Origin of the sequence: Streptococcus sp. FSL E2-3494 (assembly GCF_038007085.1) — a bacterium.
Lineage (GTDB): Bacteria > Bacillota > Bacilli > Lactobacillales > Streptococcaceae > Streptococcus > Streptococcus thermophilus.
The window spans coordinates 136,495-163,211 of record NZ_JBBOWN010000002.1 but is presented as its reverse complement, the minus strand read 5'-3'; the positions used below and the strand labels follow the sequence as shown (position 1 = coordinate 163,211).

Sequence of the window (26,717 nt, the reverse complement as noted above, 5' to 3'; positions counted from 1 at the left end):
ATGTTTCTAGGTCTCTAGATGTATTTTTAGCACTCTTTCAAAAAGAGTGCTAATTTTTTTGTTTTTTGGGTTGACATGTTTAAGTTTAGGTGTATAATAGAATCATAAGTTAGCAGTCGTTGTACGAGAGTGCTAATAAATAGAAATGAGGTGACATCGTGATTACGCAAAGGCAAAACGCTATTTTGAATTTGATAGTTGAGATGTTCACTCGTACACATGAACCAGTTTGTTCTAAAGCATTACAAGACTCGATTGATTCAAGTTCAGCGACCATTCGTAATGACATGGCTAAGTTAGAAAAGATGGGTTATCTTGAGAAAGCTCATATCTCTAGTGGACGCATGCCAAGCCGAGCAGGTTTCCAGTATTTTGTTGCTAATTCTTTGAATCTTGATACGATTGATGAGCAAGATGTTTACCAAGTTGTCAAGGCCTTCGACTTTGAAGCTTTTAAACTTGAAGATATCTTGGATGCGGCGGCAAAGCTGCTGGCAGAAATGACAGGATACACAGCAGTGATTCAAGATGTGGAACCGACCAGACAGCGTCTGACAGGATTTGAAATTGTTCAGCTGTCTAATCACGATGCGTTGGCAGTTCTGACTCTAGATGAATCTAAGCCAGTGACAGTTCAGTTTGCCATTCCAAAGAATTTCTTGTCAAGCGATTTGGAAATTTTTCATAAGCTTGTTCAAGGACGGTTTTTAGGAAATACTGTCTTAGATATCCATTACCGATTGAGAACAGAGACTCCTCAGATTGTGCAAAAGTATTTTAAGATAACAGATAATGTTTTAGATTTGTTTGATTATATCTTTTCACACCTCTTTAAGGAACTGATTTTTATAGAAGGTAAGGTTGCATCACTGGCCTATGCTGATTTGAACACTTATCAATTTTTGGATAATCCACAACATGTGGCTCTTGCGCTTCGATCAGCTATCTCCGATGATGAAGTGACCAAAATTTCGGTCGCAGAATCAACTGAAGAAGCTCTTGAAAATGTCACGGTTATGAGTCATAAATTCTTGATCCCCTATCGTGGGATGGCACTCATGCATGTGATTGGACCCATTGAAATGGATTATCGTCGCATGGTTAGTTTAGTCAACGTTATCAGTCGAGTTCTGGTTATGAAACTAACGGATTATTACCGTTATCTCAATAGCAACCATTACGAAGTTTTCTTAAGCCGTAACGTTTTAAAAAATATAGAAAGAGGTGAATGCCTTGACTGAAGATATTAAAAAAGAAGAAGTAAAAGAAGAGAAAGCTACCGAGACAACTGAAGAAGTTGTAGAAGAAGCAAAGGAAGCTACCGAGACAACTGAAGAAGTTGTAGAAGAAACAAAGGAAACTTCTGAGCTTGAAGAAGCTCAAGCGCGTGCAGAGGAGTTTGAAAATAAGTACCTTCGTGTCCATGCAGAGATGCAAAATATTCAACGCCGTGCTAAAGAAGAACGTCAACAATTACAAAAGTATCGTAGCCAAGATTTAGCAAAAGCAATCTTGCCAGCACTTGATAACATTGAACGTGCTCTTGCTGTTGAAGGATTGACTGATGATGTTAAAAAAGGTTTGGAAATGATACAGGAAAGTTTGATAAATGCTCTTAAAGAGGAAGGAATCGAAGAAATCGCAGCAGACGGTGAGTTCAATCACAACTTTCATATGGCTATTCAAACCATGCCTGCAGATGATGAGCATCCGGCGGATACCATCGCACAAGTCTTCCAAAAAGGCTACAAACTCCATGACCGCATCCTACGCCCAGCCATGGTAGTAGTATACAAAGAGAACTAAAAAAACCTTGTCCGAAACGACAATAAACTATGAGAGAAAAGATAAGAGGCAAGCCGAAGGTTTGCAAAAAGAAATATCAGAAAAGAAGAAAAAGCTTAGAAAAAGCTTAAGGAGATAAAACATATGTCTAAAATTATTGGTATTGACTTAGGTACAACAAACTCAGCAGTTGCAGTTCTTGAAGGAACTGAACCAAAAATCATCGCTAACCCAGAAGGAAATCGTACAACTCCATCTGTAGTTTCATTCAAAAATGGTGAAATCATCGTTGGTGATGCTGCAAAACGTCAAGCAGTCACAAACCCAGATACAGTAATCTCTATCAAATCTAAGATGGGTACTTCTGAAAAAGTTTCTGCTAACGGCAAAGAATACACTCCACAAGAAATCTCAGCAATGATCCTTCAGTACTTGAAAAGTTATGCTGAAGAATACCTCGGTGAAAAAGTAACCAAGGCTGTCATCACAGTTCCAGCTTACTTTAACGATGCTCAACGTCAAGCAACTAAAGATGCTGGTAAAATCGCTGGTCTTGAAGTAGAACGTATCGTCAACGAACCAACTGCAGCAGCGCTTGCTTATGGTTTGGACAAGACTGACAAAGAAGAAAAAATCTTGGTATTTGACCTTGGTGGTGGTACATTCGACGTATCTATCCTTGAACTCGGTGATGGTGTCTTTGATGTATTGGCTACTGCAGGGGACAACAAACTTGGTGGTGATGACTTTGACCAAAAAATTATCGATTACATGGTTGAAGAATTCAAGAAAGAAAACGGCATTGACTTGTCAACAGACAAGATGGCTCTTCAACGTTTGAAAGACGCAGCAGAAAAAGCTAAGAAAGACCTTTCAGGTGTAACTTCAACACAAATCAGCTTGCCGTTCATCACGGCTGGTGAAGCTGGACCTCTTCACTTGGAAATGACTTTGACTCGTGCCAAATTTGATGATTTGACTCGTGACCTTGTAGAACGTACTAAAACTCCAGTTCGTCAAGCCCTTTCAGATGCAGGTTTAAGCTTGTCAGACATTGACGAAGTCATCCTTGTTGGTGGTTCAACTCGTATCCCAGCTGTTGTAGAAGCAGTTAAGGCTGAAACTGGTAAAGAACCAAACAAATCAGTAAACCCTGATGAAGTAGTTGCTATGGGTGCTGCTATCCAAGGTGGTGTGATCTCTGGTGATGTGAAAGACGTTGTCCTTCTTGACGTAACACCATTGTCACTTGGTATCGAAACAATGGGTGGCGTCTTCACAAAACTCATCGAACGTAACACAACAATTCCAACATCTAAATCACAAGTTTTCTCAACTGCAGCAGATAATCAACCAGCCGTTGATATTCACGTTCTTCAAGGTGAACGCCCAATGGCAGCAGATAACAAGACTCTTGGACGTTTCCAATTGACTGATATCCCAGCTGCACCTCGTGGTGTCCCACAAATCGAAGTAACATTTGACATTGATAAGAACGGTATCGTATCTGTTAAAGCGAAAGATCTTGGAACTCAAAAAGAACAAACAATTGTCATCCAATCTAACTCAGGTTTGACTGATGAAGAAATTGAAAGAATGATGAAAGATGCTGAAGCAAATGCTGAAGCAGATGCAAAACGTAAAGCAGAAGTAGAACTTCGTAACGAAGTCGACCAAGCTATCTTTGCCACTGAAAAAACAATTAAAGAAACAGAAGGTAAAGGCTTTGATACAGAACGTGATGCTGCCCAAACAGCACTTGATGAGCTTAAGAAAGCTCAAGAATCAGGTAATCTTGATGACATGAAGGCTAAATTGGAAGCTCTTAACGAAAAAGCCCAAGCTTTGGCAGTTAAACTCTACGAACAAGCAGCAGCGGCACAACAAGCTCAAGCAGGAGCAGAAGGCGCACAAGCAACAGATAACTCAGGCGACGATGTCGTAGACGGAGAGTTTACTGAAAAGTAAGATGTAAAGACTGTTAAAATCTCACAGTGAAAATAGGAAATCAGGCGAAGAAGCTTTAGTTTCTAGAAAGAATTGCACCTAAAGGTAGCCTTATATGTAGTTCGCTAAAGCGAAAACTGCTACGTCTCTTTTTCACACAGAAGTTAAGGTGTGCTCAATTCAACCTTACGAGTTCAAAAACAAAGCATAAGAAGAAATCCAGAGGTTGCAAACCAGCCTCTGTTTTTCGCTAAAATAAGTGAAGTGAATATAATGTATATTTTACTTCATTTCGTAACAAATAAAATAGAAAGGATCAAAGAGTGTTCGTCGTTGAACACGGGCTATGGAACAAGCCAAAAAGATAGATGGTTTTGAGGGACCAGTAGTCCATCTTCGAAACTATTACTTTGGCTTTCTCCATTAGATGCCCTTTGTATCTTAAATTATGAACAATACCGAATATTACGATCGTCTTGGGTTATCTAAGGATGCCTCTCAAGACGAAATTAAACGTGCCTATCGTAAGCTATCTAAAAAATACCACCCAGATATCAATAAAGAACCAGGTGCGGAAGAAAAATATAAAGAAATTCTAGAGGCCTATGAAACTCTAAGTGATGCCCAAAAACGTGCAGCCTATGACCAATACGGACCAGACGGTGCGAACGGCTTTGGTGGCCAGGGTAGCTTTGGTGGCCAAGGTAGCTTTGGTGGCTTTGATGGTGGTGCAGGCTTCGGAGGTTTTGAGGATATCTTCTCGAGCTTCTTTGGTGGCGGTGCTACTCGCAATCCAAATGCTCCTCGTCAAGGAGACGACCTTCAGTATCGTGTCAACCTAAGTTTCGAAGAGGCTGTTTTTGGTGCTGAAAAAGAAATTCACTACAATCGTGAAGTGACATGTAAGACATGTTCAGGATCTGGTGCTAAACCTGGAACAAGTCCTGTAACCTGTGGTCGCTGTCATGGTCATGGGGTTATCAATGTTGATACACAAACACCACTTGGTATGATGCGTCGTCAAGTAACCTGTGACGTCTGTCACGGAACAGGTCAAGAAATCAAGGATCCTTGTCCAACTTGTCGTGGAACAGGTCGTGAAAAACAAAGCCATACAGTATCGGTCAAGATTCCAGCGGGTGTTGAAACAGGTCAACAAATCCGTCTTGCAGGCCAAGGTGAAGCTGGTTTCAACGGTGGTCCTTATGGAGACCTCTTTGTAGTCATCAATGTTAATCCAAGCGATAAATTTACTCGTGATGGATCGACAATTTACTATACACTTAACATTTCTTTTGTCCAAGCAGCTCTTGGTGATACTGTTGAAGTACCTACCGTTCACGGTAATGTTGAGATGGTTATTCCAGCGGGTACTCAAACAGGTAAAACTTTCCGTCTAAAAGGAAAGGGAGCGCCACGTCTTCGTGGAGGTTCACAAGGGGATCAACTCGTTACTGTCAAGATTGTAACTCCTACGAAGCTGAATGATGCTCAAAAAGAAGCTCTCCTTGCATTCGCAAAAGCAAGTGGTGATGAAAAGGTTGCACCACAGAAAAAAGGATTTTTTGACAAAGTAAAAGATGTTTTGGAGGATTTATAAAGAAAGGACGCTAAAAGCGTCTTTTTCTTTATTTTGGAAGCTGTATGGGGTCAGTTGGTGATTGACATACTTTTTATCCTTAAAGAAATCTGATATGATAATTTTATGGTTAGATATAAAGCGACAATTTCTTATGATGGAACACTTTTTTCAGGTTTTCAAAGACAACCAAATGCTCGTTCTATTCAAGAAGAGATTGAAAAGACTCTTTTGCGGCTAAATAGTGGTACTCCTGTAACTGTACACGGGGCAGGCCGAACAGATGCTGGTGTTCATGCTTATGGACAAGTTATCCACTTTGATTTACCTCGGGAGAGGGATCCAGAGAAGCTGCGTTTTGGTTTAGATACACAGTGTCCAGATGATATTGACATTGTTAGTATCGAGCTTGTATCGGAGGAATTCCATGCACGTTATAGTAAACATATTAAAACCTATGAATTCCTAGTAGATGCAGGGCGACCTAAGAACCCCATGATGCGTAATTATGCTGTCCACTATCCCTACCCTCTAAGTCTAGCTCTTATGCAAGAGGCTGCTATGGAATTGGTTGGCACACATGATTTTACAGGCTTCACAGCTTCAGGGACCTCTGTAGAAAATAAAGTGCGTACAATTACCCAGGCAAGTGTATCTATCGATGAGAAAACTGGGTTTTATGTCTTTACTTTTTCTGGGAATGGCTTTCTTTATAAGCAAGTTAGAAATATGGTTGGAACATTATTGAAAATTGGAAATGGACGCATGCCAGTTTCGCAAGTGAAGACCGTGTTGGAAAGTCGTGACCGCAATCTTGCGGGACCAACCGCAGCAGGTAATGGTTTATATTTGAAGGAGATACGATATGAGTGATGAATTAGTATTAGCGATTTCAGGGAATGATATTTTTAGTGGTGGCGGGCTTCAAGCGGATTTAGCGACATTTACAACTAATAAACAAAATGGTTTTGTAGCTATTACCTGTCTAACGGCTATGACTGAGAATGGTTTTGAGGTTATTCCAATCGATAGTAAGGTATTTAAACAACAACTTGACTCACTAAAAGATGTTCCTTTCTCAGCAATAAAAATTGGTTTATTACCTAATGTTGAAATTGCGGAATTAACCTTAGACTTTGTTAAAAAATGTCCAGAAATTCCAATTGTATTGGATCCCGTTCTAGTTTGCAAGGAGACACATGACGTTGAGGTTTCACAGCTACGTGATGAATTGGTTAAATTCTTCCCTTATGTTACAGTCATTACTCCAAATCTCCCAGAAGTAGAACTTCTTATTGACAAAAAAATACATACTATTGATGATATGAAGCTTGCAGCTAGTTGCTTAAAAGAATTGGGTGCTAAGACTGTCGTCGTAAAAGGTGGCAACCGTCTAGATGGTAATAAAGCGTTAGATGTTCTATACAATGGGAAAGAATATAAAATATTTGAGAAACCTGTTCTAGATAAAAATAATACAGGGGCAGGATGTACATTTGCTTCCAGCATAGCCAGTGAATTAGTCAAAGGATTTTCAGAAACGGAAGCTGTAGCCAATGCTAAGGTCTTTGTTTTTGAATCAATTAAACAGTCGAATGAATATGGAGTCGTTCAATATGCAAAATAAGAGAATAAAAAAACTAACGTTATTAGCCATTCTAACGGCTTTATCAGTAACCTTTGGGTTTGTAGCGAAAATTCCAACTCCAACAGGACTATTGACTTTGGTAGATGCAGGGATTTACTTCACAGCCTTCTACCTTGGTAAGAAAGAGGGAGCTATTGTAGGAGGTTTATCTGCTTTTTTGATTGATCTCTTATCATCTGCTCCTCAATGGATGTTCATAAGTCTATTTATTCATGGTGCACAAGGCTATTTTGCAGGGCTAAAAGGTGGCTACCGTCCCCTAGGTCTACTACTAGCCACTGTTGTAATGGTTGGTGGCTACGCCCTTTCTTCGGTGTTTATGTACGGAACAGGAGCTTCAATCGCAGAGTTGGTTCCTAATTTTTGTCAGAATGGTTTAGGCATTGTAATTGGTTGGCTATTATATCAAGCGTTCAAAAGAGTTCAATCAAACAAATGACAACAGATTTGTGATAAGCCTCTTGACAGCTATCCAAAAGGGTGCTAAGATACAAAAGTTGTCTTAAGCGATTTGTCTCTAACTCGTAAAGGTTCCAAAACTTTAAAAAAGCTATTGACAAGTTTAAGAAGGGATGATATTATAAATAAGCTGTTTCGTGAGAGACGGCCAGCACGAAGAAGAGAAAAAAACTTCAAAAAAAGTGTTGACAAGATATTCTGTCTTTGCTAGAATATAGAAGTTGTCTCAAGAGAGGCAAAGACCTTTGAGAACTGAATAAGAAACCAAGTGCAGGGTTATGATAGAAGAATTATAACCTGTCAATTTACAAGAATAAATCGTCAGACGACGGTAATGAGTTAACGCTCGAACAATTATTAAAGTATTAATGAGAGTTTGATCCTGGCTCAGGACGAACGCTGGCGGCGTGCCTAATACATGCAAGTAGAACGCTGAAGAGAGGAGCTTGCTCTTCTTGGATGAGTTGCGAACGGGTGAGTAACGCGTAGGTAACCTGCCTTGTAGCGGGGGATAACTATTGGAAACGATAGCTAATACCGCATAACAATGGATGACACATGTCATTTATTTGAAAGGGGCAATTGCTCCACTACAAGATGGACCTGCGTTGTATTAGCTAGTAGGTGAGGTAATGGCTCACCTAGGCGACGATACATAGCCGACCTGAGAGGGTGATCGGCCACACTGGGACTGAGACACGGCCCAGACTCCTACGGGAGGCAGCAGTAGGGAATCTTCGGCAATGGGGGCAACCCTGACCGAGCAACGCCGCGTGAGTGAAGAAGGTTTTCGGATCGTAAAGCTCTGTTGTAAGTCAAGAACGGGTGTGAGAGTGGAAAGTTCACACTGTGACGGTAGCTTACCAGAAAGGGACGGCTAACTACGTGCCAGCAGCCGCGGTAATACGTAGGTCCCGAGCGTTGTCCGGATTTATTGGGCGTAAAGCGAGCGCAGGCGGTTTGATAAGTCTGAAGTTAAAGGCTGTGGCTCAACCATAGTTCGCTTTGGAAACTGTCAAACTTGAGTGCAGAAGGGGAGAGTGGAATTCCATGTGTAGCGGTGAAATGCGTAGATATATGGAGGAACACCGGTGGCGAAAGCGGCTCTCTGGTCTGTAACTGACGCTGAGGCTCGAAAGCGTGGGGAGCGAACAGGATTAGATACCCTGGTAGTCCACGCCGTAAACGATGAGTGCTAGGTGTTGGATCCTTTCCGGGATTCAGTGCCGCAGCTAACGCATTAAGCACTCCGCCTGGGGAGTACGACCGCAAGGTTGAAACTCAAAGGAATTGACGGGGGCCCGCACAAGCGGTGGAGCATGTGGTTTAATTCGAAGCAACGCGAAGAACCTTACCAGGTCTTGACATCCCGATGCTATTTCTAGAGATAGAAAGTTACTTCGGTACATCGGTGACAGGTGGTGCATGGTTGTCGTCAGCTCGTGTCGTGAGATGTTGGGTTAAGTCCCGCAACGAGCGCAACCCCTATTGTTAGTTGCCATCATTCAGTTGGGCACTCTAGCGAGACTGCCGGTAATAAACCGGAGGAAGGTGGGGATGACGTCAAATCATCATGCCCCTTATGACCTGGGCTACACACGTGCTACAATGGTTGGTACAACGAGTTGCGAGTCGGTGACGGCGAGCTAATCTCTTAAAGCCAATCTCAGTTCGGATTGTAGGCTGCAACTCGCCTACATGAAGTCGGAATCGCTAGTAATCGCGGATCAGCACGCCGCGGTGAATACGTTCCCGGGCCTTGTACACACCGCCCGTCACACCACGAGAGTTTGTAACACCCGAAGTCGGTGAGGTAACCTTTTGGAGCCAGCCGCCTAAGGTGGGACAGATGATTGGGGTGAAGTCGTAACAAGGTAGCCGTATCGGAAGGTGCGGCTGGATCACCTCCTTTCTAAGGAAAAACGGAATGTACTTGAGTTTCTTATTTAGTTTTGAGAGGTCTTGTGGGGCCTTAGCTCAGCTGGGAGAGCGCCTGCTTTGCACGCAGGAGGTCAGCGGTTCGATCCCGCTAGGCTCCATTGAATCGAAAGATTCAAGTATTGTCCATTGAAAATTGAATATCTATATCAAATTCCATATGTAAGTAATTACATATAGATAGTAACAAGAAAATAAACCGAAACGCTGTGAATATTTAATGAGTTAGGTCGAAAGGCCAAAAATAAGGTTAAGTTAATAAGGGCGCACGGTGGATGCCTTGGCACTAGAAGCCGATGAAGGACGTGACTAACGACGAAATGCTTTGGGGAGCTGTAAGTGAGCAATGATCCAGAGATGTCCGAATGGGGGAACCCGGCAGGTAATGCCTGTCACTCATTACTGTTAAGGTAATGTAGAGGAAGACGCAGTGAACTGAAACATCTAAGTAGCTGTAGGAAGAGAAAGCAAAAGCGATTGCCTTAGTAGCGGCGAGCGAAACGGCAAGAGGGCAAACCGAAGAGTTTACTCTTCGGGGTTGTAGGACTGCAACGTGGACTTAAAGATTATAGAAGAACTACCTGGGAAGGTAGGCCAAAGAGAGTAATAGCCTCGTATTCGAAATAGTCTTTATACCTAGCAGTATCCTGAGTACGGCGAGACACGAGAAATCTCGTCGGAATCTGGGAGGACCATCTCCCAACCCTAAATACTCTTTAGTGACCGATAGTGAACCAGTACCGTGAGGGAAAGGTGAAAAGCACCCCGGGAGGGGAGTGAAATAGAACCTGAAACCGTGTGCCTACAACAAGTTCGAGCCCGTTAATGGGTGAGAGCGTGCCTTTTGTAGAATGAACCGGCGAGTTACGATATGATGCGAGGTTAAGTTGAAGAGACGGAGCCGTAGGGAAACCGAGTCTTAATAGGGCGCATTAGTATCATGTCGTAGACCCGAAACCATGTGACCTACCCATGAGCAGGTTGAAGGTGAGGTAAAACTCACTGGAGGACCGAACCAGGGCACGTTGAAAAGTGCTTGGATGACTTGTGGGTAGCGGAGAAATTCCAAACGAACTTGGAGATAGCTGGTTCTCTCCGAAATAGCTTTAGGGCTAGCGTCGATGTTAAGTCTCTTGGAGGTAGAGCACTGTTTGGGTGAGGGGTCCATCCCGGATTACCAATCTCAGATAAACTCCGAATGCCAATGAGATATAATCGGCAGTCAGACTGCGAGTGCTAAGATCCGTAGTCGAAAGGGAAACAGCCCAGACCACCAGCTAAGGTCCCAAAATATATGTTAAGTGGAAAAGGATGTGGGGTTGCACAGACAACTAGGATGTTAGCTTAGAAGCAGCTATTCATTCAAAGAGTGCGTAATAGCTCACTAGTCGAGTGACCCTGCGCCGAAAATGTACCGGGGCTAAAACATATTACCGAAGCTGTGGATACCTTTATAGGTATGGTAGGAGAGCGTTCTATGTGCGAAGAAGGTGTACCGTGAGGAGTGCTGGAGCGCATAGAAGTGAGAATGCCGGTATGAGTAGCGAAAGACAGGTGAGAATCCTGTCCACCGTAAGACTAAGGTTTCCAGGGGAAGGCTCGTCCGCCCTGGGTTAGTCGGGACCTAAGGAGAGACCGAAAGGTGTATCCGATGGACAACAGGTTGATATTCCTGTACTAGAGTATATAGTGATGGAGGGACGCAGTAGGCTAACTAAACCAGACGATTGGAAGTGTCTGGCCAAGCAGTGAGGTGTGATATGAGTCAAATGCTTATATCTTTAACATTGAGCTGTGATGGGGAGCGAAGTTTAGTAGCGAAGTTAGTGATGTCACACTGCCGAGAAAAGCTTCTAGCGTTAATTATACTCTACCCGTACCGCAAACCGACACAGGTAGTCGAGGCGAGTAGCCTCAGGTGAGCGAGAGAACTCTCGTTAAGGAACTCGGCAAAATGGCCCCGTAACTTCGGGAGAAGGGGCGCTGACTGATGGTCAGCCGCAGTGAATAGGCCCAAGCAACTGTTTATCAAAAACACAGCTCTCTGCTAAATCGTAAGATGATGTATAGGGGGTGACGCCTGCCCGGTGCTGGAAGGTTAAGAGGAGTGCTTAGCGTAAGCGAAGGCATGAATTGAAGCCCCAGTAAACGGCGGCCGTAACTATAACGGTCCTAAGGTAGCGAAATTCCTTGTCGGGTAAGTTCCGACCCGCACGAAAGGCGTAATGATTTGGGCACTGTCTCAACGAGAGACTCGGTGAAATTTTAGTACCTGTGAAGATGCAGGTTACCCGCGACAGGACGGAAAGACCCCATGGAGCTTTACTGCAGTTTGATATTGAGTATCTGTACCACATGTACAGGATAGGTAGGAGCCTATGACCTCGGGACGCCAGTTTCGAGTGAGGCGTTGTTGGGATACTACCCTTGTGTTATGGCTACTCTAACCCAGATAGGTTATCCCTATCGGGGACAGTGTCTGACGGGCAGTTTGACTGGGGCGGTCGCCTCCTAAAAGGTAACGGAGGCGCCCAAAGGTTCCCTCAGAATGGTTGGAAATCATTCGCAGAGTGTAAAGGTATAAGGGAGCTTGACTGCGAGAGCTACAACTCGAGCAGGGACGAAAGTCGGGCTTAGTGATCCGGTGGTTCCGTATGGAAGGGCCATCGCTCAACGGATAAAAGCTACCCTGGGGATAACAGGCTTATCTCCCCCAAGAGTTCACATCGACGGGGAGGTTTGGCACCTCGATGTCGGCTCGTCGCATCCTGGGGCTGTAGTCGGTCCCAAGGGTTGGGCTGTTCGCCCATTAAAGCGGCACGCGAGCTGGGTTCAGAACGTCGTGAGACAGTTCGGTCCCTATCCGTCGCGGGCGTAGGAAATTTGAGAGGATCTGCTCCTAGTACGAGAGGACCAGAGTGGACTTACCGCTGGTGTACCAGTTGTTCTGCCAAGAGCATCGCTGGGTAGCTATGTAGGGAAGGGATAAACGCTGAAAGCATCTAAGTGTGAAGCCCACCTCAAGATGAGATTTCCCATGATTTTATATCAGTAAGAGCCCTGAGAGATGATCAGGTTGATAGGTTAGAAGTGGAAGTGTGGTGACACATGTAGCGGACTAATACTAATAGCTCGAGGACTTATCCAACGAAAGTAACTGAGATATATTGACAACGATTTGGTTTCTTGATACAGTATAGATATTCAATTTTGAGTTGAGAATACTCAGAGTTAAGTGACGATAGCCTAGGAGATACACCTGTTCCCATGCCGAACACAGAAGTTAAGCCCTAGTACGCCTGATGTAGTTGGGGGTTGCCCCCTGTTAGATACGGTAGTCGCTTAGCCTTTATCCGCCATAGCTCAGTTGGTAGTAGCGCATGACTGTTAATCATGATGTCGTAGGTTCGAGTCCTACTGGCGGAGTATAATTTTTTAAGCTAGACATTGTCTAGCTTTTTTGGCTCTTTGTCAACTGTAGTGGGTGATGAAAAGCTAACATCTAGAGAGGACCGGATAGGTCCTTTTTTTATGTATGTTCAGAGTAATGAAGACACGCTTCTTAAAGTTGATAAAGTTTCTAAACCGAAGCCCAAGCGTTTGATGTCTTTGATCAACTTATTAGTCGCTTCAAGTTTTGCGTTTGAATAGTCCGTTTCTAGTGCGTTTTTGATGTATTGCTTGTGTCTAAGAAAAGTCCTAAAGACAGTTTGAAAATAATGATTGACCTTGCTCCTATTTTCCTCTATCAGTTCAAAGAACTCATCTACTCTCTTCTCCTGAAAGTGAAAAAGCAAAAGCTGATAAAGTGTATAGTAGTCAGTAAGCTCTTTTGAAAAGACTAGTGTCTTCGCAACAACTTCATGTGGTGCTAAAGTTTGGCGGAAAGTCTTTGAATAAAAAGAGTTGAGAGATAGTTTACGGCTGTCCTTTTGGAAGAGTCGCCAGTGATTTTTCAAGGCTCGATAGGGTAGTGACTTCTTATCGAACTGGTTCATAATTGCAATTCTTGTCTTTAAAAAGGCACGTCCAAGGTGCTGGATGATGTGGAAACGATCAAGAACGATTTTTGCGTTTGGAAAGAGCTTGCGAGCCAGTGGAATATAAGCTCCAGACATATCCATCGTGATAAACTGTACCTGTTGTCGGACTTTCAATGGATACTTCAAAAAGTAGTTTCGTATAGTAGTTTGGCGGCGATTATCAAGGATGGTTATGAGTTCGTTTGTCTCATAATTCTGCGCCACAAAAGCCAATTCCCCTTTCTTGAACCCAAACTCATCCCAGGACATAACGGCAGGGAGTTTGTCATAATGTTCCTTGAAAGTAAACTGATCAAGCTTACGATAGACAGTGGACGTCGACACGCGAAGTCTTCTTGCAATATCAGTTAGTGACACTTTCTCAGTTAGGAGTTGTGTAACTTTTTGTCGGACTAGATTGGAGATTTGGCAGTTTTTCTCAACGATAGATGTCTCAGCCACCCTTACTCTCCTACAACTTTTACACTGGAAACGACGTTTTTTCAGACGTAGTAGAGTTGGCGTTCCCGCTTGCTCGAGAAGAGGGATTTTAGAAGGCTTTTGAAAGTCGTACTTGATCATCTTTCCATGGCAATGAGGACATGATGGTGCAGGGTAATCAAATTTTGCTTGAATCTCGATATGAGTGTCAGTTTCAAAAACAAGTGAAATCTTGATATTTTGGTCTTTAATTCCGATTAATTCTGTGGTATTCTTAATAAGTCTCATAAGTTCTTCCTAATGATGGTTTGGTTGCTTTTCATTATAGTTCTTATGGGACTTTTTGTGTACACTCAAAAAGCTCTATAATCTCTACAGTAGTTTTACCCACTACAGAAATTATAGAGCCGCTTTTTTGTGTTATTTGTTAACTGTAGTTGATGACGAAAAGCTAATATCTAGATGTGTCTTTTCTATGTTACTTGAAAGTAAACTGATCAAGTTTAAGATGGACAAATGATACCCTTTTCAGTAAGGCGTTGTGTAACTTTTTTTCGAGAGTGTTGGTGTTCTAGTTTTGTTTAAACCTCGATTAAGGTATCTTTTTCAAATACAAGAGAAATAATGATGTTAGTGTCTGCAATTCTGTGGTATTCTTAATAAGTCTCATAAGTTCTTCCTAATAATGGTTAAGTTGCTTTTCATTATAGTTCTTACGAGAAGTTTTTGGGTACATTAAAAAAGCTCTATAATCTCTACAGTGGTTTTACCATCTATAGAAATTATAGAGCCTCGAATTCCTCTAGCTGTGCTAGTGGTTCTGAAAAGCTTTTAGCGATATATTAAAAATATCTCTCTAAAGTGTTATATTAGATAAGTTTTCGTGATCACTAACTGATATACTAAAGAAAATCCTTTATGAGACAGGATAATAATAGTTTAGTACATACTATAAGGAGTTATCAGTATCATATTGTGTTTGCACTAAAATATCGACGGCAGCTCATTTATGGAAAATACAAAACAATTATAGGTCAAATCTTACGATTATGTTGAAATACATGAAGCAGAGGCTTGCCCAGATCATATTCAGATGTTGGTGAGTAAATTATATAAACTAATTGTTTCTTCATTTCGGAAAAGCTAATTTAAAGTATAAATATGAGTATTGTAAATTTAGTTTTTAGGTTTTTGTTGATATTGAGAGTAGTTAGTCGGGTTAACGAGAAAAGGTGAGATGAAGGGAAACGATTCGTTAGATTTTTAGGCGTCTACCGTTAGCGGTGCCTTTTAGCTGAAGAACGAACCACCTGTTCTCGTGGGTGGTTTTGACTCTATCTCGCTTATTTAATTGTTTTAGTCAAGTTATTTATAGTGACATATATGTCTCTATTTTATTTTTCTACATTCTTTTATAATAGGTCTGTAATTATCTAATTACAAAATTTATATTTATTATTGGAGGTTCAATGGAACAAGAAGTTTTTGTTAAGGCATATGAAAAGGTAAGGCCAATTGTACTTAAGGCTTTTAGGCAATACTTTATTCAGCTTTGGGATCAAGCTGACATGGAGCAAGAGGCGATGATGACTTTGTATCAGCTTTTAAAAAAGTTTCCTGATTTAGAGAAAGATGATGATAAGTTACGTCGTTACTTTAAAACTAAGTTTAGGAATCGACTTAATGATGAAGTGAGGCGGCAGGAGTCAGTAAAACGTCAAGCTAATAGACAGTGCTATGTTGAAATTTCAGATATTGCCTTTTGTATTCCCAATAAGGAGCTAGATATGGTTGATAGACTTGCTTATGATGAACAGCTTAATGCTTTTCGTGAGCAGTTATCATCGGAAGATTCTCTTAAGTTGGATCGATTGTTGGGTGGTGAATGCTTTAGGGGAAGGAAAAAGATGATACGAGAGTTAAGATTTTGGATGGTTGACTTTGATCCATGTAATGAAGAAGACTGAGTTGAAATTATTCTCTAGTTTGTTTTATTCAATAGTTATGGACATTATTCGTATCAGTTAATTTGTTTATTAGTGACTCTCATTATAAGATGAGTTTGTTTATTTTACCTCTATTATGTTTCCAGTAATTCTTGGAAGGTCAACCTTTTCTTTAATTAGAGCTTCATGGTAAAGTTTTAAGAATTCTGCATAGATATGGACTTGTTGTCCATTTTTTGTAAAAATGTCAACACGAAAAACAAGTTGTCCGGAAGGTTTTGAAGTTAATCCGATGATATTTGGACTCCCAATAATTTCAGGATAATTTTCAATGTTGTCTTTATTAACTTGTTGGATAATGCTTGTTACTTTATTGATATCGGTAGAAGTATAGACTGGGATGTCAATTTGAGCTCTCATATCTCCACGAGATTTATTGGAAACGATTGTGATATTACGATTAGGTATAAAATGAAGTGTTCCATCAAAGTCTCGAATCTGAGTAGTGCGGATACCCATAGTAGAAACAAGACCTGTAATGGCTCCTACCTCAACAGAATCACCAACTTCAAATTGATCTTCTAATAAGATGAAAAAACCATTAACGACGTCAGATAGGAATCCTTGAGCTCCTAGACCAAGAGCAACACCGGCAAGTCCGGCTCCTGCTAGAAGGCTAGATACGGGAACACCCAAAATACTTAGAAGCCAGTATACAAGGAAAAAGTAAAGGATATAGTTCATGCAATTGTGCAGTAGGTGTTCAATAGTTTTTTTACGGGCGGATGTTTGAATGGTCCATGATAGTGAACGTCCGACAGTATGTTTAAACAGAAAGTTGATAATCTTTTTACTAAGCAGAAAGATGATGAGGAGAATGAGAAGTTTAATTCCTTTCGAAATAAGTAGCATTAGGCTTTCTTCGAAATTAAATTGCTGTATATATTTTTGTAAAATATTCATATCTCTAGTTTATCAAAATTTGTAAAAAGAAACAGTCTATAACGTTTTTCTTGTTATTAAATTGGAGAAAAAAACTTTCAAAAGGCTTTGAAATATGGTAAACTAAACTGTATCTATAAAAAATTTAAGGAGAATGACTACATGTCTGTATCATTTGAAAACACAGCCACAAACCGTGGTGTGGTGACATTTACTATCGGTCAGGATAAAATTCAACCAGCTTTGGATCAAGCGTTTAACAAGGTTAAAAAGAATTTGAACGTACCAGGTTTCCGTAAAGGACACATTCCTCGTGCCGTATTTAACCAAAAATTTGGTGAAGAAGCTCTTTACGATGATGCTTTGAATGCAATACTTCCAGCAGCTTATGAAGCAGCGATTGCTGAACTTGGTCTTGATGTTGTTGCACAACCAAAAATTGATGTAAAATCAATTGGAAAAGGTCAAGATTGGACACTTACTGCAGAAGTTGTTACAAAACCAGAAGTAAAACTTGGAGCATATAAAGATCTTGAAGTTTCAGTAGAAGTTTCAAAAGAAGTTACTGACGAAGAAGTTGATGCTAAGCTTGAAAACGAACGTAAAAACTTGGCTGAATTGATTGTTAAAGACGGTGCAGCTGAATATGGAGATACTGTGGTTATTGACTTCGTTGGTTCGGTAGACGGTGTTGAATTTGACGGTGGTAAAGGTGAAAACCACTCTCTTGAACTTGGTTCAGGTCAATTTATCCCAGGTTTCGAAGACCAATTGGTTGGAGCAAAATCTGGTGATGAAGTAGAAGTTAAAGTAACTTTCCCAGAAGACTATCAAGCTACTGATCTTGCAGGTAAAGCTGCTGTATTTGTTACTAAAGTTAACGAAGTTAAAGCTAAAGAAGTTCCTGCTCTTGATGATGAGTTGGCTAAAGACCTTGATGACGAAGTTGACACTCTTGATGAGTTGAAAGCTAAATATCGTAAAGAACTTGAAGCAGCTAAAGAAATTGCATTTGATGATGCTGTTGAAGGTGCTGCACTTGATTTGGCTGTTGAAAACGCTGAAATCGTTGAATTGCCAGCAGAAATGGTTGAAAATGAAGTTCACCGTGCTATGAACGAATTCATGGGTAACTTGCAACGTCAAGGTATTTCTCCTGAAATGTACTTCCAAATTACTGGTACAACCCAAGAGGATCTTCGTAAACAATATGAAGCTGATTCTGATAAACGTGTGAAAACTAACCTTGTTATCGAAGCTGTTGCTGCTGCGGAAGGATTTGACGCTACAGACGAAGAAATCCAAAAAGAAATCAATGACCTTGCAGCTGAGTACAATATGGAAGTATCACAAGTTTCTGAACTTCTTTCACCTGAAATGCTTAAACATGATATTGCTATGAAGAAAGCTGTTGAAGTTATTACAAGTTCAGCAAAAGTTAAATAATATACCTAAAATCAAGTTTCTGTTGAGACTTGATTTTTTATTCTATAAATACTTTGACTATTGACTCTTTTTAGCGTAAAATAGAGGGTAGCGAAATTTGATTGCTGGGTTATTTTCTAGTAGGAATTAGCTTGAGTAATAATGAAGGAGAACCGCTTTGGAACTAGACGTATTTGCTGGACAAGAAAAAAGTGAATTATCAATGATTGAAGTGGCCCGTGCTATCTTAGAAACACGTGGTCGTGATAAAGAAATGTATTTCAACGATTTAGTCAATGAAATTCAAAATTACTTAGAAAAATCGGATGCCGATATCCGTAGTGCTTTGCCATTCTTTTATTCAGATTTGAATACGGATGGAAGTTTCATTCCACTAGGTGATAACAAATGGGGCTTGCGTTCATGGTATGCTATTGATGAAATCGATGAAGAGGTTATCACATTGGAAGATATTGATGAAAATGCACCAAAACGTAAAAACAAGAAAGTTAATGCCTTCATGGATGGTGATGAAGATGCCATCGACTATAATGATGATGATCCAGAAGACGAGAACTTTACACCTTCTTCTGCTATTCTTGAATATGACAACGATAACGAAGATGATGAGAAAGCCGAGGTGGAATCTTATGATTCTGAGTTGAATGAAATTATTCCAGATGACGATTTAGATGATGTTGAGTTGTCTGAAGAAGATGACGATGATGACTATGAAGATGAGACAAATGACTAAGTTTTCATTGACAAATGGTTTTGGATAGTTTAGACTAATTATCGGGCACCTCTTTTAAAGAGGCCATGATTAAGGCTCCCAGAGTAAAACTCTTGGGGTCATTTTTGTTTTCAGTCATCTACTGGTTTTGTTGCTATTGAGTTACTAAATAGCACTCATGTTGTATACTGGTAAAGGACAATTTTGATTATCGAATACGGTAATCAATCTGCTTTTTTCATTGTTTTGTATTATTTTATAAGGAGTTAACATGACAAAATATATTTTCGTCACTGGTGGTGTGGTATCTTCAATTGGTAAAGGGATTGTAGCTGCGAGTCTTGGACGTTTGCTTAAGAATCGTGGACTTAAGGTTACCATTCAAAAATTTGACCCTTACATCAATATTGATCCAGGAACGATGAGTCCTTACCAACATGGTGAAGTTTATGTCACTGATGATGGTGCTGAAACGGACCTTGACCTTGGCCACTACGAACGTTTTATCGATATTAACCTTAACAAATACTCTAACGTTACTACTGGTAAGATTTATAGTGAAGTTTTACGTAAAGAACGTAAAGGGGAGTACTTAGGTGCGACTGTTCAGGTAATTCCGCATATCACAGATGCTTTGAAAGACAAGATTAAGCGTGCGGCGACAACGACTGATTCAGATGTTGTTATCACTGAAGTTGGTGGGACTGTTGGTGATATTGAAAGTCTTCCATTCTTAGAAGCTCTTCGTCAAATGAAGGCTGATGTGGGCTCTGACAATGTTATGTATATCCACACAACGCTTCTTCCATACTTGAAGGCTGCTGGGGAAATGAAGACAAAACCAACGCAACACTCTGTTAAGGAATTGCGTGGTTTAGGTATTCAACCCAATATGTTGGTTATTCGTACAGAGGAACCTGCTGGGCAAGGAATCAAGAATAAGTTGGCTCAGTTTTGTGATGTAGCACCTGAGGCTGTTATTGAATCACTAGATGTGGAACATATCTATCAAGTGCCACTTAATATGCAGGCTCAGGGTATGGATCAAATCGTTTGCGATCATTTGAAGCTGAATGCACCAGCTGCAGATATGACAGAATGGTCTGCTATGGTTGATAAGGTACTTAACCTTAAGAAAACAACTAAAATTGCTCTTGTTGGGAAATATGTGGAGCTTCACGATGCTTATTTGTCAGTGGTTGAGGCGCTTAAACACTCAGGTTTGGCAAATGATACTGCCATTGATATTGACTGGGTTAATGCTAATGATTTGACTGCTGAAAATGTTGCTTCTCGCTTGGCTGATGCTGATGGTATCATCGTTCCTGGTGGTTTCGGTCAACGTGGTACAGAGGGCAAGATTCAAGCTATTCGTTATGCACGTGAAAATGATGTGCCGATGTTGGGTGTCTGCCTCGGTATGCAATTGACATGTATTGAATTTGCTCGCCACGTTCTTCACTTGGATGGCGCTAACTCAGCTGAGCTTGATCCAGAAACTCAATACCCAATTATTGATATTATGCGTGATCAAATTGATATTGAAGATATGGGTGGTACTCTTCGTCTTGGTCTTTACCCATGTAAGTTGAAACCAGGTTCTAAGGCAGCAGCCGCTTACGGCAACCAAGAGGTAGTACAACGTCGTCACCGTCACCGTTATGAATTTAATACTAAGTTCCGTGAGCAGTTCGAGGCTGAGGGCTTTGTATTCTCAGGCGTGTCACCAGATAATCGTTTGATGGAAGTCGTAGAACTCCCAGATAAGAAATTCTTTGTTGCAGCGCAATACCACCCAGAATACCATAGCCGTCCAAACCATGCTGAAGAACTTTACAGTGCTTTTGTAACAGCAGCGGTTGAAAATGCTAAATAATGAACTAGAACAGAGTGGAATAGCCTACTCTGTTTTTTATTGGCTTCTTTTATGCTAAAATAAAGGGAATAATAAGAAAGAGTGAGGAAAACAAATGGCTGAGTTTGGCTTTTTGTCAGTATTAGAAGAAGAATTAGATAAGCACCTGGATTATGATTTTGCGATGGACTGGGATAAAAAGAATCACGCTGTGGAGGTGACGTTCATCCTAGAAGCGCAAAACAGTGGTAATGTGGAGACTATTGATGATAAGGGTGAAGTGTCTGATGAAGATGTTATTTTTGAAGATTACGTGCTCTTTTACAATCCAGCAAAATCGAGATTTGATGAGGAGGATTACCTAGTAACAATCCCATATGAACCTAAAAAAGGTCTGTCTCGTGAGTTTTTAGCTTATTTTGCAGAAACATTAAATGAGGTGGCAACGGAAGGGTTGAGTGACTTGATGGATTTTCTATCTGATGATGGACCTGAGGAATTCGGTTTGGTTTGGGACAAAGAAGCTTTCGAAAAAGGGAAAGCTCAACTTGAAGAGAAGGTGTTTTTTGCTTATCCAAGGTATTAAAGGGAGTGAAAAGGGATGGATGCTTATCTAAAGGATCAGTTAGATTTTACAGGTGTTAAGGTTGCCTTACTCGTAGAGAAAAGTATTCTGGTCGTTCTTAGAGATAATAAGACAGATATTCCTTGGCCAAATATGTGGGAATTACCAGGTGGTGGAAGAGAGGGCATAGAAACGCCACTTGAGTGTCTTCAACGTGAAGTCTGGGAGGAGCTAGGCTTGACTTTGAAAGAGGAATCGATTATTTGGTCGCGAATCTACCCTAGTATCTTGGATAAAGATAGGTTAGCTGTTTTTGTGGTTGCCCAAATTAGTCAGAAGCAGTATCAAGAGATTTGTTTTGGAGATGAAGGGCAGGAATTTAAATTGATGCCTATAGAGGATTTTATAAAAGCAGAAGGTGTCATTCCCCAGTTGCAAGAACGTTTTAAAGACTATTTAGTAGGAAAGGAAATAGATAATTAATGAACAAATGGCAAGAATTAACGATTGAAGTTAATCGTGAGGTCGAAGAGGCGGCTTCTAATATTTTAATCGAATCTGGGAGCCAGGGTGTGACTATTGATGACAGTGCAGATTATTTGGAAAATGCGGACCGCTTTGGGGAACTTTATCCTGAGGTTGAGCAGGTTGAGACAGTTAAAATTACGGCTTATTATCCGGAATCAGCAGATATCGAGGCTATTACTAAGCAGGTTAATGATCGTTTGGATGAGTTGACAGATTTTGGTCTTGAAACGGGAGATATTCACTTGGTAACTCAAGAATTGGTTGAAGAAGATTGGGCTGAGAATTGGAAAAAATACTATGAACCAGCTCGCATTACCCATGATTTGACCATCGTGCCGTCATGGACAGATTATGAGGCATCAGTAGGTGAAAAGATTATCAAGCTGGATCCTGGCATGGCCTTTGGAACAGGAACCCACCCAACGACTAAGATGAGCCTTTTTGCACTCGAACAGGTGCTTCGTGGTGGTGAGACGGTGATTGATGTGGGAACTGGTTCGGGAGTTCTCTCGATTGCTAGCTCTCTTCTTGGAGCCAAGGAAATCTATGCTTATGACCTTGATGATGTGGCGGTTCGAGTCGCACAGGAAAATATCGACATGAATCCTGGTATGGAAAATATCCACGTTGCTACGGGAGATCTTTTGAAGGGTGTAACTCAAGAAGCTGATGTTATCGTGGCTAATATTTTGGCGGATATTCTCATCCACCTGACGGAAGACGCCTATCGTTTGGTTAAGGATGAAGGTTATTTGATTATGTCAGGGATTATCTCTGAAAAATGGGATATGGTGCGTGAATCGGCTGAGAAAGCTGGTTTCCTCCTGGAAACTCACATGGTTCAGGGAGAGTGGAATACTTGTGTCTTCAAGAAGACGGATGATATTTCAGGTGTGATTGGAGGCTAAATGCAACAGTATTTTATAAAGGGGCAGGTTGAAAATCCAGTGATCATCAAAGACAAGGATGCTGTGAAGCATATGTTTAACGTTATGCGTTTAACAGAGGATGATCAGGTTGTCTTGGTTTTTGAAGATGGTGTCAAGCGCCTTGCTCGTGTGATTGATCGTGAGAATCATGTCTTTGAAGTGATTGAAGACTTAAATGAGACTGTCGAGATGCCTGTATCTGTAACCATTGCTTCTGGTTTTCCCAAGGGAGACAAGCTGGAACTGGTGACACAAAAGGTAACAGAGCTTGGAGCTCAGGCTATTTGGGGCTTCCCTGCCGACTGGTCTGTAGTTAAATGGGATGGTAAGAAGCTTGCCAAGAAGGAAGATAAACTTGCCAAAATTGCTCTAGGAGCTGCAGAACAATCCAAGCGTAATTGTGTTCCAGAAGTCAGATTGTTCGAGAAGAAGGGAGAATTTCTATCAGAATTAGCTCATTTTGATAAGATTTTTATCGCCTATGAGGAAACAGCTAAAGCGGGTGAGTTGGCTACTCTAGCTCGTGAGTTGGCTAAGGTGGAAAATGGACAGAAGCTCCTCTTTATCTTTGGACCAGAAGGTGGTATTTCTCCGTCTGAGATTGATGCATTTGAAGAAGCTGGTGGCGTTAAAATTGGCCTTGGACCGCGTATTATGCGGACGGAAACAGCTCCCCTCTATGCTTTGAGCAGTGTGAGTTATGCCCTAGAATTGAATAATTAAGAGAAAGTTGGCTTTGTTCCAACTTTTTTGTATTTGACACTTTTAAGCTAAGATTGAATCATGTCATTGGTTTTGTATGACAAATCGAGCATTTCTAAAAAAAGTTGATATTCTTATTTCGGTTTAATATAATTGTATTATCTTTATAAAAGGGGAAAATTTTAATGAAAACGGGATCGTTATGTGGCTCAATCCGCTGTTGTTTTGGGCCTTTTTGCTCTCTTGACTGTGCTACAAGTTGTGGGGTATGCTGATGAGGCAACGGCGCCCAGTTCCAACTACCCCAACTGAAACTGTGACAGATAGTGGAGCCACTATCGTATCAGGACAAGGAACTTCGGGGACAGCTGTTCAAGGAGGAACAGAGACTGTATCTGCTACACTAACACCAGTAGCGACAAATGCGTCTGTAGAAGCATCATCTTCTAGCTCAACAGTCCAAGCAAGTCAAGAAGCTAGTGCTGTTTTGACTAATGCCAATCAAGTGACACCAGCAGTGCCAGTACAGCCTGAAATCGTTACTGAACCTGCTCATGAGGGACAGACTGTTGATATGCAGATTTTGTCAACAACAGATATTCACACCAACTTGGTTAACTATGACTATTATCAAGATAAGCCGTCTCAAAGCATTGGTCTATCCAAAACTGCTTGTCCTTATCAAAAAAGCCCGTGAAACCAATCCCAATACGGTCTTGGTGGACAGTGGGGATATGATTCAAGGAACTCCTTTTGGAACTTATAAGGCCTTGATTGATCCTGTTGCCCAAGGTGAGACTCACCCTATGTACAAGGCTTTTGAGATGCTTGGTTACGATGCTGAAACGCTTGGAAATCACGAGTTTAACTTATGGCCTCGAATTTTTGGATCGCATGGTTAAGGCCGCTAAGATTAACATTATCAATGCTAATGTGCGCAATGCTCAGACAGGTGACTACTATTACAATCCCTATAAGATTGTTAATAAGACCTTTACCGATACGGATGGCAAACAGGTAACGCTAAAAATCGGTATTACTGGTGTCCTTCCAACGCAGATTTTGGTTTGGGATAAGGCCAATCTTGAAGGTAAGGTAACTGTCGACGATCCAATGGAGGCTGTTAAGACTATTGTTCCTCAAATGAAGGCTGCTGGGGCTGATTTTATTCTTGTTGCTGCTCATTCTGGTATTGGCGACAATGAATATACTAAGAACGAGGAAAATGAAGGTTACCAAATTGCTGGTATCGAAGGTGTTGATGCTGTTGCGACAGGACATTCTCATGCGGATTTCCCAAATGGTGATGGTACAAGTTTTTATGCCAAATATCCTGGTGTAGATGATGTCAATGGTCTCATCAATGGGAAACCTGTAGTTATGGCTGGTAAGTTCGGAGATCATCTCGGTATCATGGATGTCAAGTTGACTTATACGGATGGCAAATGGAAAGTTGTCAACAGTAAGGCTAAGCTTGAAAAAATTGATACTAAGTCAGATATTGCGGATAAAGCTCTAATTGACATGGCTGCTCATGACCACGATGGGACAATATCAACTATGTTCGTAAGGAAGTTGGTGAGACCACTGCCCCAATCACTAGCTATTTTGCTCAAGTTCAGGACGATCCATCTATTCAAATCGTAAACAATGCGCAATTGTGGTATGCCAAAAAACAAGTAGCGGGAACAGCAGATGAAAATCTACCAATCCTTTCAGCAGCTGCACCTTTCAAGGCAGGGAATCGTGGGGATGCAAGTTACTACACTGACATTCCAGCAGGTCCATTAGCCATTAAGAATGTCGTAGACCTCTACCTCTATGATAATGTCACTGCTCTTCTCAAGGTGACTGGTGCGCAGATTAAAGAATGGTTGGAAATGTCTGCAGGACAGTTCAATCAAATTGACCCTAACAGCAAAGAACCCCAACAACTCATTAACAGTAGCTATCCCTCATATAATTACGATGTGATTGATGGGTTGACTTACAAGTTCGATTTAACACAACCTAACAAGTATGACCGTAAAGGTAAGTTGGTTAACCAAGATGTCAGTCGTGTCCGTGATTTAGCTTATCAAGGTCAACCAATTGATTTGAATCAAACCTTCCTTGTCGTAACCAATAACTACCGTGCGACTGGTAATTTCCCTGGTGTTAAGGATGCCGCAGAAAAACGTCTCCTCAATCTTGAAAATCGTCAGGCCATCATTGACTATATTGTCAGTGAGAAAACGATTAATCCGAGTGCCGATGGGAATTGGAGTTTCCTTCCAAACATTGCAAATGCGGATATCCGTTTTGCCTCATCGGACAATGCACATGCCCACCTTGCTAATCAGGATGCTATTAGTTATGTGGGGCCATCAACACAGGCAGGATTTGCGGAGTACCGTTTGATTGTTAAGGAAAAAGCAAATCAAGTCGAGGATACGGCTAATAAAGAATCTGAGAAGTTATCAAAAGGTGCTGAGACAGTGGATCAAACTAAGCGCGTGACACCAAAGGTTATCGAAGGGTCTAGCTTGGTTAAACCTGCTACAGCTATTCAGTTGTCAAATTCTCAGGTAATCATCTTGCCTCAAGCTCAAATCCAAGAAACTCAAGTTTCAAGTTCTGCTGAGACTTTGCCAAATACAGGTTCAGATGAATCCGTGTCAGAAACTTTAGCTGGTCTGGTTCTTGTGACCTTGGCTGGTTTCTTTGGAATCAAGAAATACAAAAAAATTAAGCAAGAGAAAAAGCCCATGTCAGGGCTTTTTTGCTCTAGTTTTACAGTTGGATAAAGTTCTTTTGTGCTTCTAGGATAATAGGTGTTAGACGCTCAATATCGGACTGTGTACCACGTAGTTCAAAGTCTCCCAACATTGGGAAGCCAAAACGCTGGCTGTACTGTTTAGCAGTTAGGCAGTATTGGTTATTGAAGTTGCGGTTCCCAGAACCGATGATACCAAAGCAACGTTTGTGGTTGTCATGGGCTGCGATAAAGTCTCCCAGTGGATTGGTTAAGATTTCAACATCTCCATTGTCAACACCATTCCCACCTTCAAGGTAGGTTGGTAGGAGTGCAACAAACGGTTCATCCACTTGGAAGGTTTCATGATTAAGCTCTTTAATATTGATTTGGCGGCAATTAATCCCATGATTTAGGGAGAGATAATCAGACATACGTTTGACAAAGCTTTGGGTGTTACCGCTCAGGCTAATATACACGAGGGTGAGTTGAGACATGAGTGTCCTCTTTCTATCTATATCTTGTGTTTGTTCAATCAT

At 41.2% G+C, this 26,717-nt stretch carries 17 protein-coding genes, 2 tRNA genes, 3 rRNA genes and 3 pseudogenes; 22 read left to right on the top strand and 3 right to left on the bottom strand.

Going from position 1 to position 26,717, the window contains the following annotated elements:
- The first annotated feature begins 158 nt into the window (after nt 1-158).
- The 12 genes from hrcA (at nt 159) to NST05_RS09125 (ending at nt 12,782) form a co-directional block, all read left to right on the top strand.
- Nucleotides 159-1,241, top strand: a complete 1,083-nt coding sequence (hrcA, locus tag NST05_RS09180; protein WP_024704303.1) for a heat-inducible transcriptional repressor HrcA — start codon at nt 159-161, stop codon at nt 1,239-1,241.
- On the top strand, nt 1,234-1,806 hold the full coding sequence (gene grpE / locus NST05_RS09175; RefSeq protein ID WP_024704304.1) for a nucleotide exchange factor GrpE: 573 nt from the start codon (nt 1,234-1,236) through the stop codon (nt 1,804-1,806). The genes hrcA and grpE overlap by 8 nt, the downstream gene beginning before the upstream one ends.
- 123 nt (nt 1,807-1,929) lie before the next feature.
- Complete coding sequence (gene dnaK / locus NST05_RS09170; protein ID WP_024704305.1) at nt 1,930-3,753, top strand: molecular chaperone DnaK; 1,824 nt, start codon at nt 1,930-1,932, stop codon at nt 3,751-3,753.
- 427 nt (nt 3,754-4,180) lie between these two features.
- On the top strand, nt 4,181-5,332 hold the full coding sequence (dnaJ, locus tag NST05_RS09165; RefSeq protein WP_024704306.1) for a molecular chaperone DnaJ: 1,152 nt from the start codon (nt 4,181-4,183) through the stop codon (nt 5,330-5,332).
- A gap of 105 nt (nt 5,333-5,437) precedes the next feature.
- Nucleotides 5,438-6,184, top strand: a complete 747-nt coding sequence (gene truA, locus NST05_RS09160; protein ID WP_024704307.1) for a tRNA pseudouridine(38-40) synthase TruA — start codon at nt 5,438-5,440, stop codon at nt 6,182-6,184.
- Nucleotides 6,177-6,938 carry a bifunctional hydroxymethylpyrimidine kinase/phosphomethylpyrimidine kinase gene (locus NST05_RS09155; protein ID WP_024704308.1) on the top strand — a complete coding sequence of 254 codons (762 nt, stop codon included), beginning with the start codon at nt 6,177-6,179 and terminating at the stop codon, nt 6,936-6,938. Before truA ends, NST05_RS09155 begins: the two co-directional genes overlap by 8 nt.
- Nucleotides 6,928-7,398, top strand: a complete 471-nt coding sequence (locus NST05_RS09150; RefSeq protein ID WP_024704309.1) for an ECF transporter S component — start codon at nt 6,928-6,930, stop codon at nt 7,396-7,398. Before NST05_RS09155 ends, NST05_RS09150 begins: the two co-directional genes overlap by 11 nt.
- Nucleotides 7,399-7,782: 384 nt before the next feature.
- Nucleotides 7,783-9,330 (top strand): 16S ribosomal RNA (locus NST05_RS09145).
- Between the two features lie 54 nt (nt 9,331-9,384).
- Nucleotides 9,385-9,457, top strand: a tRNA-Ala gene (locus NST05_RS09140).
- A 147-nt stretch (nt 9,458-9,604) separates the two neighbouring features.
- Nucleotides 9,605-12,504, top strand: a 23S ribosomal RNA gene (locus NST05_RS09135).
- 83 nt (nt 12,505-12,587) lie between these two features.
- Nucleotides 12,588-12,703: ribosomal RNA gene (gene rrf / locus NST05_RS09130) — 5S ribosomal RNA — on the top strand.
- The 16S, 23S and 5S rRNA genes sit together here with 2 tRNA genes alongside, the layout of an rRNA operon.
- Nucleotides 12,704-12,708: 5 nt before the next feature.
- A tRNA-Asn gene (locus NST05_RS09125) sits at nt 12,709-12,782 on the top strand.
- 76 nt (nt 12,783-12,858) lie between these two features.
- Here NST05_RS09125 and NST05_RS09120 read toward each other — a convergent pair.
- Nucleotides 12,859-14,107, bottom strand: a pseudogene (locus NST05_RS09120) (ISL3 family transposase).
- 630 nt (nt 14,108-14,737) lie between these two features.
- Between NST05_RS09120 and NST05_RS09115 the strand changes: the two are divergent.
- Nucleotides 14,738-14,954, top strand: a pseudogene (locus NST05_RS09115) (transposase); the annotation flags it as partial.
- A gap of 334 nt (nt 14,955-15,288) precedes the next feature.
- Complete coding sequence (locus NST05_RS09110) at nt 15,289-15,786, top strand: sigma factor (RefSeq protein WP_002949220.1); 498 nt, start codon at nt 15,289-15,291, stop codon at nt 15,784-15,786.
- A 99-nt stretch (nt 15,787-15,885) separates the two neighbouring features.
- On the opposite strand, the gene NST05_RS09105 is transcribed toward NST05_RS09110, so the two are convergent.
- Nucleotides 15,886-16,728, bottom strand: a complete 843-nt coding sequence (locus NST05_RS09105; RefSeq protein ID WP_041828985.1) for a mechanosensitive ion channel family protein — start codon at nt 16,726-16,728, stop codon at nt 15,886-15,888.
- A gap of 141 nt (nt 16,729-16,869) precedes the next feature.
- Between NST05_RS09105 and tig the strand changes: the two genes are divergently transcribed.
- From tig to NST05_RS09065, 8 genes and pseudogenes are all read left to right on the top strand, one after another.
- Nucleotides 16,870-18,153 (top strand): trigger factor, encoded by a 1,284-nt coding sequence (gene tig, locus NST05_RS09100; protein ID WP_011680653.1) that lies wholly within the window; start codon nt 16,870-16,872, stop codon nt 18,151-18,153.
- 157 nt (nt 18,154-18,310) lie between these two features.
- A complete protein-coding gene (rpoE, locus tag NST05_RS09095; protein WP_024009706.1) occupies nt 18,311-18,886 on the top strand; it encodes a DNA-directed RNA polymerase subunit delta in 576 nt (191 codons plus the stop codon).
- A gap of 250 nt (nt 18,887-19,136) precedes the next feature.
- Entirely contained in the window at nt 19,137-20,741 is a 1,605-nt protein-coding gene (locus tag NST05_RS09090; RefSeq protein ID WP_002949230.1) for a CTP synthase, read from the top strand.
- Nucleotides 20,742-20,835: 94 nt separating this feature from the next.
- Nucleotides 20,836-21,306 carry a DUF3013 family protein gene (locus NST05_RS09085; RefSeq protein WP_084828437.1) on the top strand — a complete coding sequence of 157 codons (471 nt, stop codon included), beginning with the start codon at nt 20,836-20,838 and terminating at the stop codon, nt 21,304-21,306.
- 15 nt (nt 21,307-21,321) lie between these two features.
- Nucleotides 21,322-21,768 carry an NUDIX hydrolase gene (locus NST05_RS09080; RefSeq protein ID WP_004197447.1) on the top strand — a complete coding sequence of 149 codons (447 nt, stop codon included), beginning with the start codon at nt 21,322-21,324 and terminating at the stop codon, nt 21,766-21,768.
- On the top strand, nt 21,768-22,721 hold the full coding sequence (gene prmA / locus NST05_RS09075) for a 50S ribosomal protein L11 methyltransferase (protein WP_084828438.1): 954 nt from the start codon (nt 21,768-21,770) through the stop codon (nt 22,719-22,721). Before NST05_RS09080 ends, prmA begins: the two co-directional genes overlap by 1 nt.
- On the top strand, nt 22,722-23,465 hold the full coding sequence (locus tag NST05_RS09070) for a 16S rRNA (uracil(1498)-N(3))-methyltransferase (protein WP_084825734.1): 744 nt from the start codon (nt 22,722-22,724) through the stop codon (nt 23,463-23,465).
- 183 nt (nt 23,466-23,648) lie between these two features.
- Nucleotides 23,649-26,230 (top strand): annotated as a pseudogene (locus tag NST05_RS09065) (bifunctional 2',3'-cyclic-nucleotide 2'-phosphodiesterase/3'-nucleotidase).
- Here NST05_RS09065 and nrdI read toward each other — a convergent pair.
- Nucleotides 26,217-26,675: a class Ib ribonucleoside-diphosphate reductase assembly flavoprotein NrdI gene (nrdI, locus tag NST05_RS09060; protein WP_084828439.1), complete on the bottom strand. Its 459-nt coding sequence runs from the start codon at nt 26,673-26,675 to the stop codon at nt 26,217-26,219. The pseudogene NST05_RS09065 and the gene nrdI sit on opposite strands and share 14 nt — an antisense overlap.
- Between the last annotated feature and the right edge of the window lie 42 nt (nt 26,676-26,717).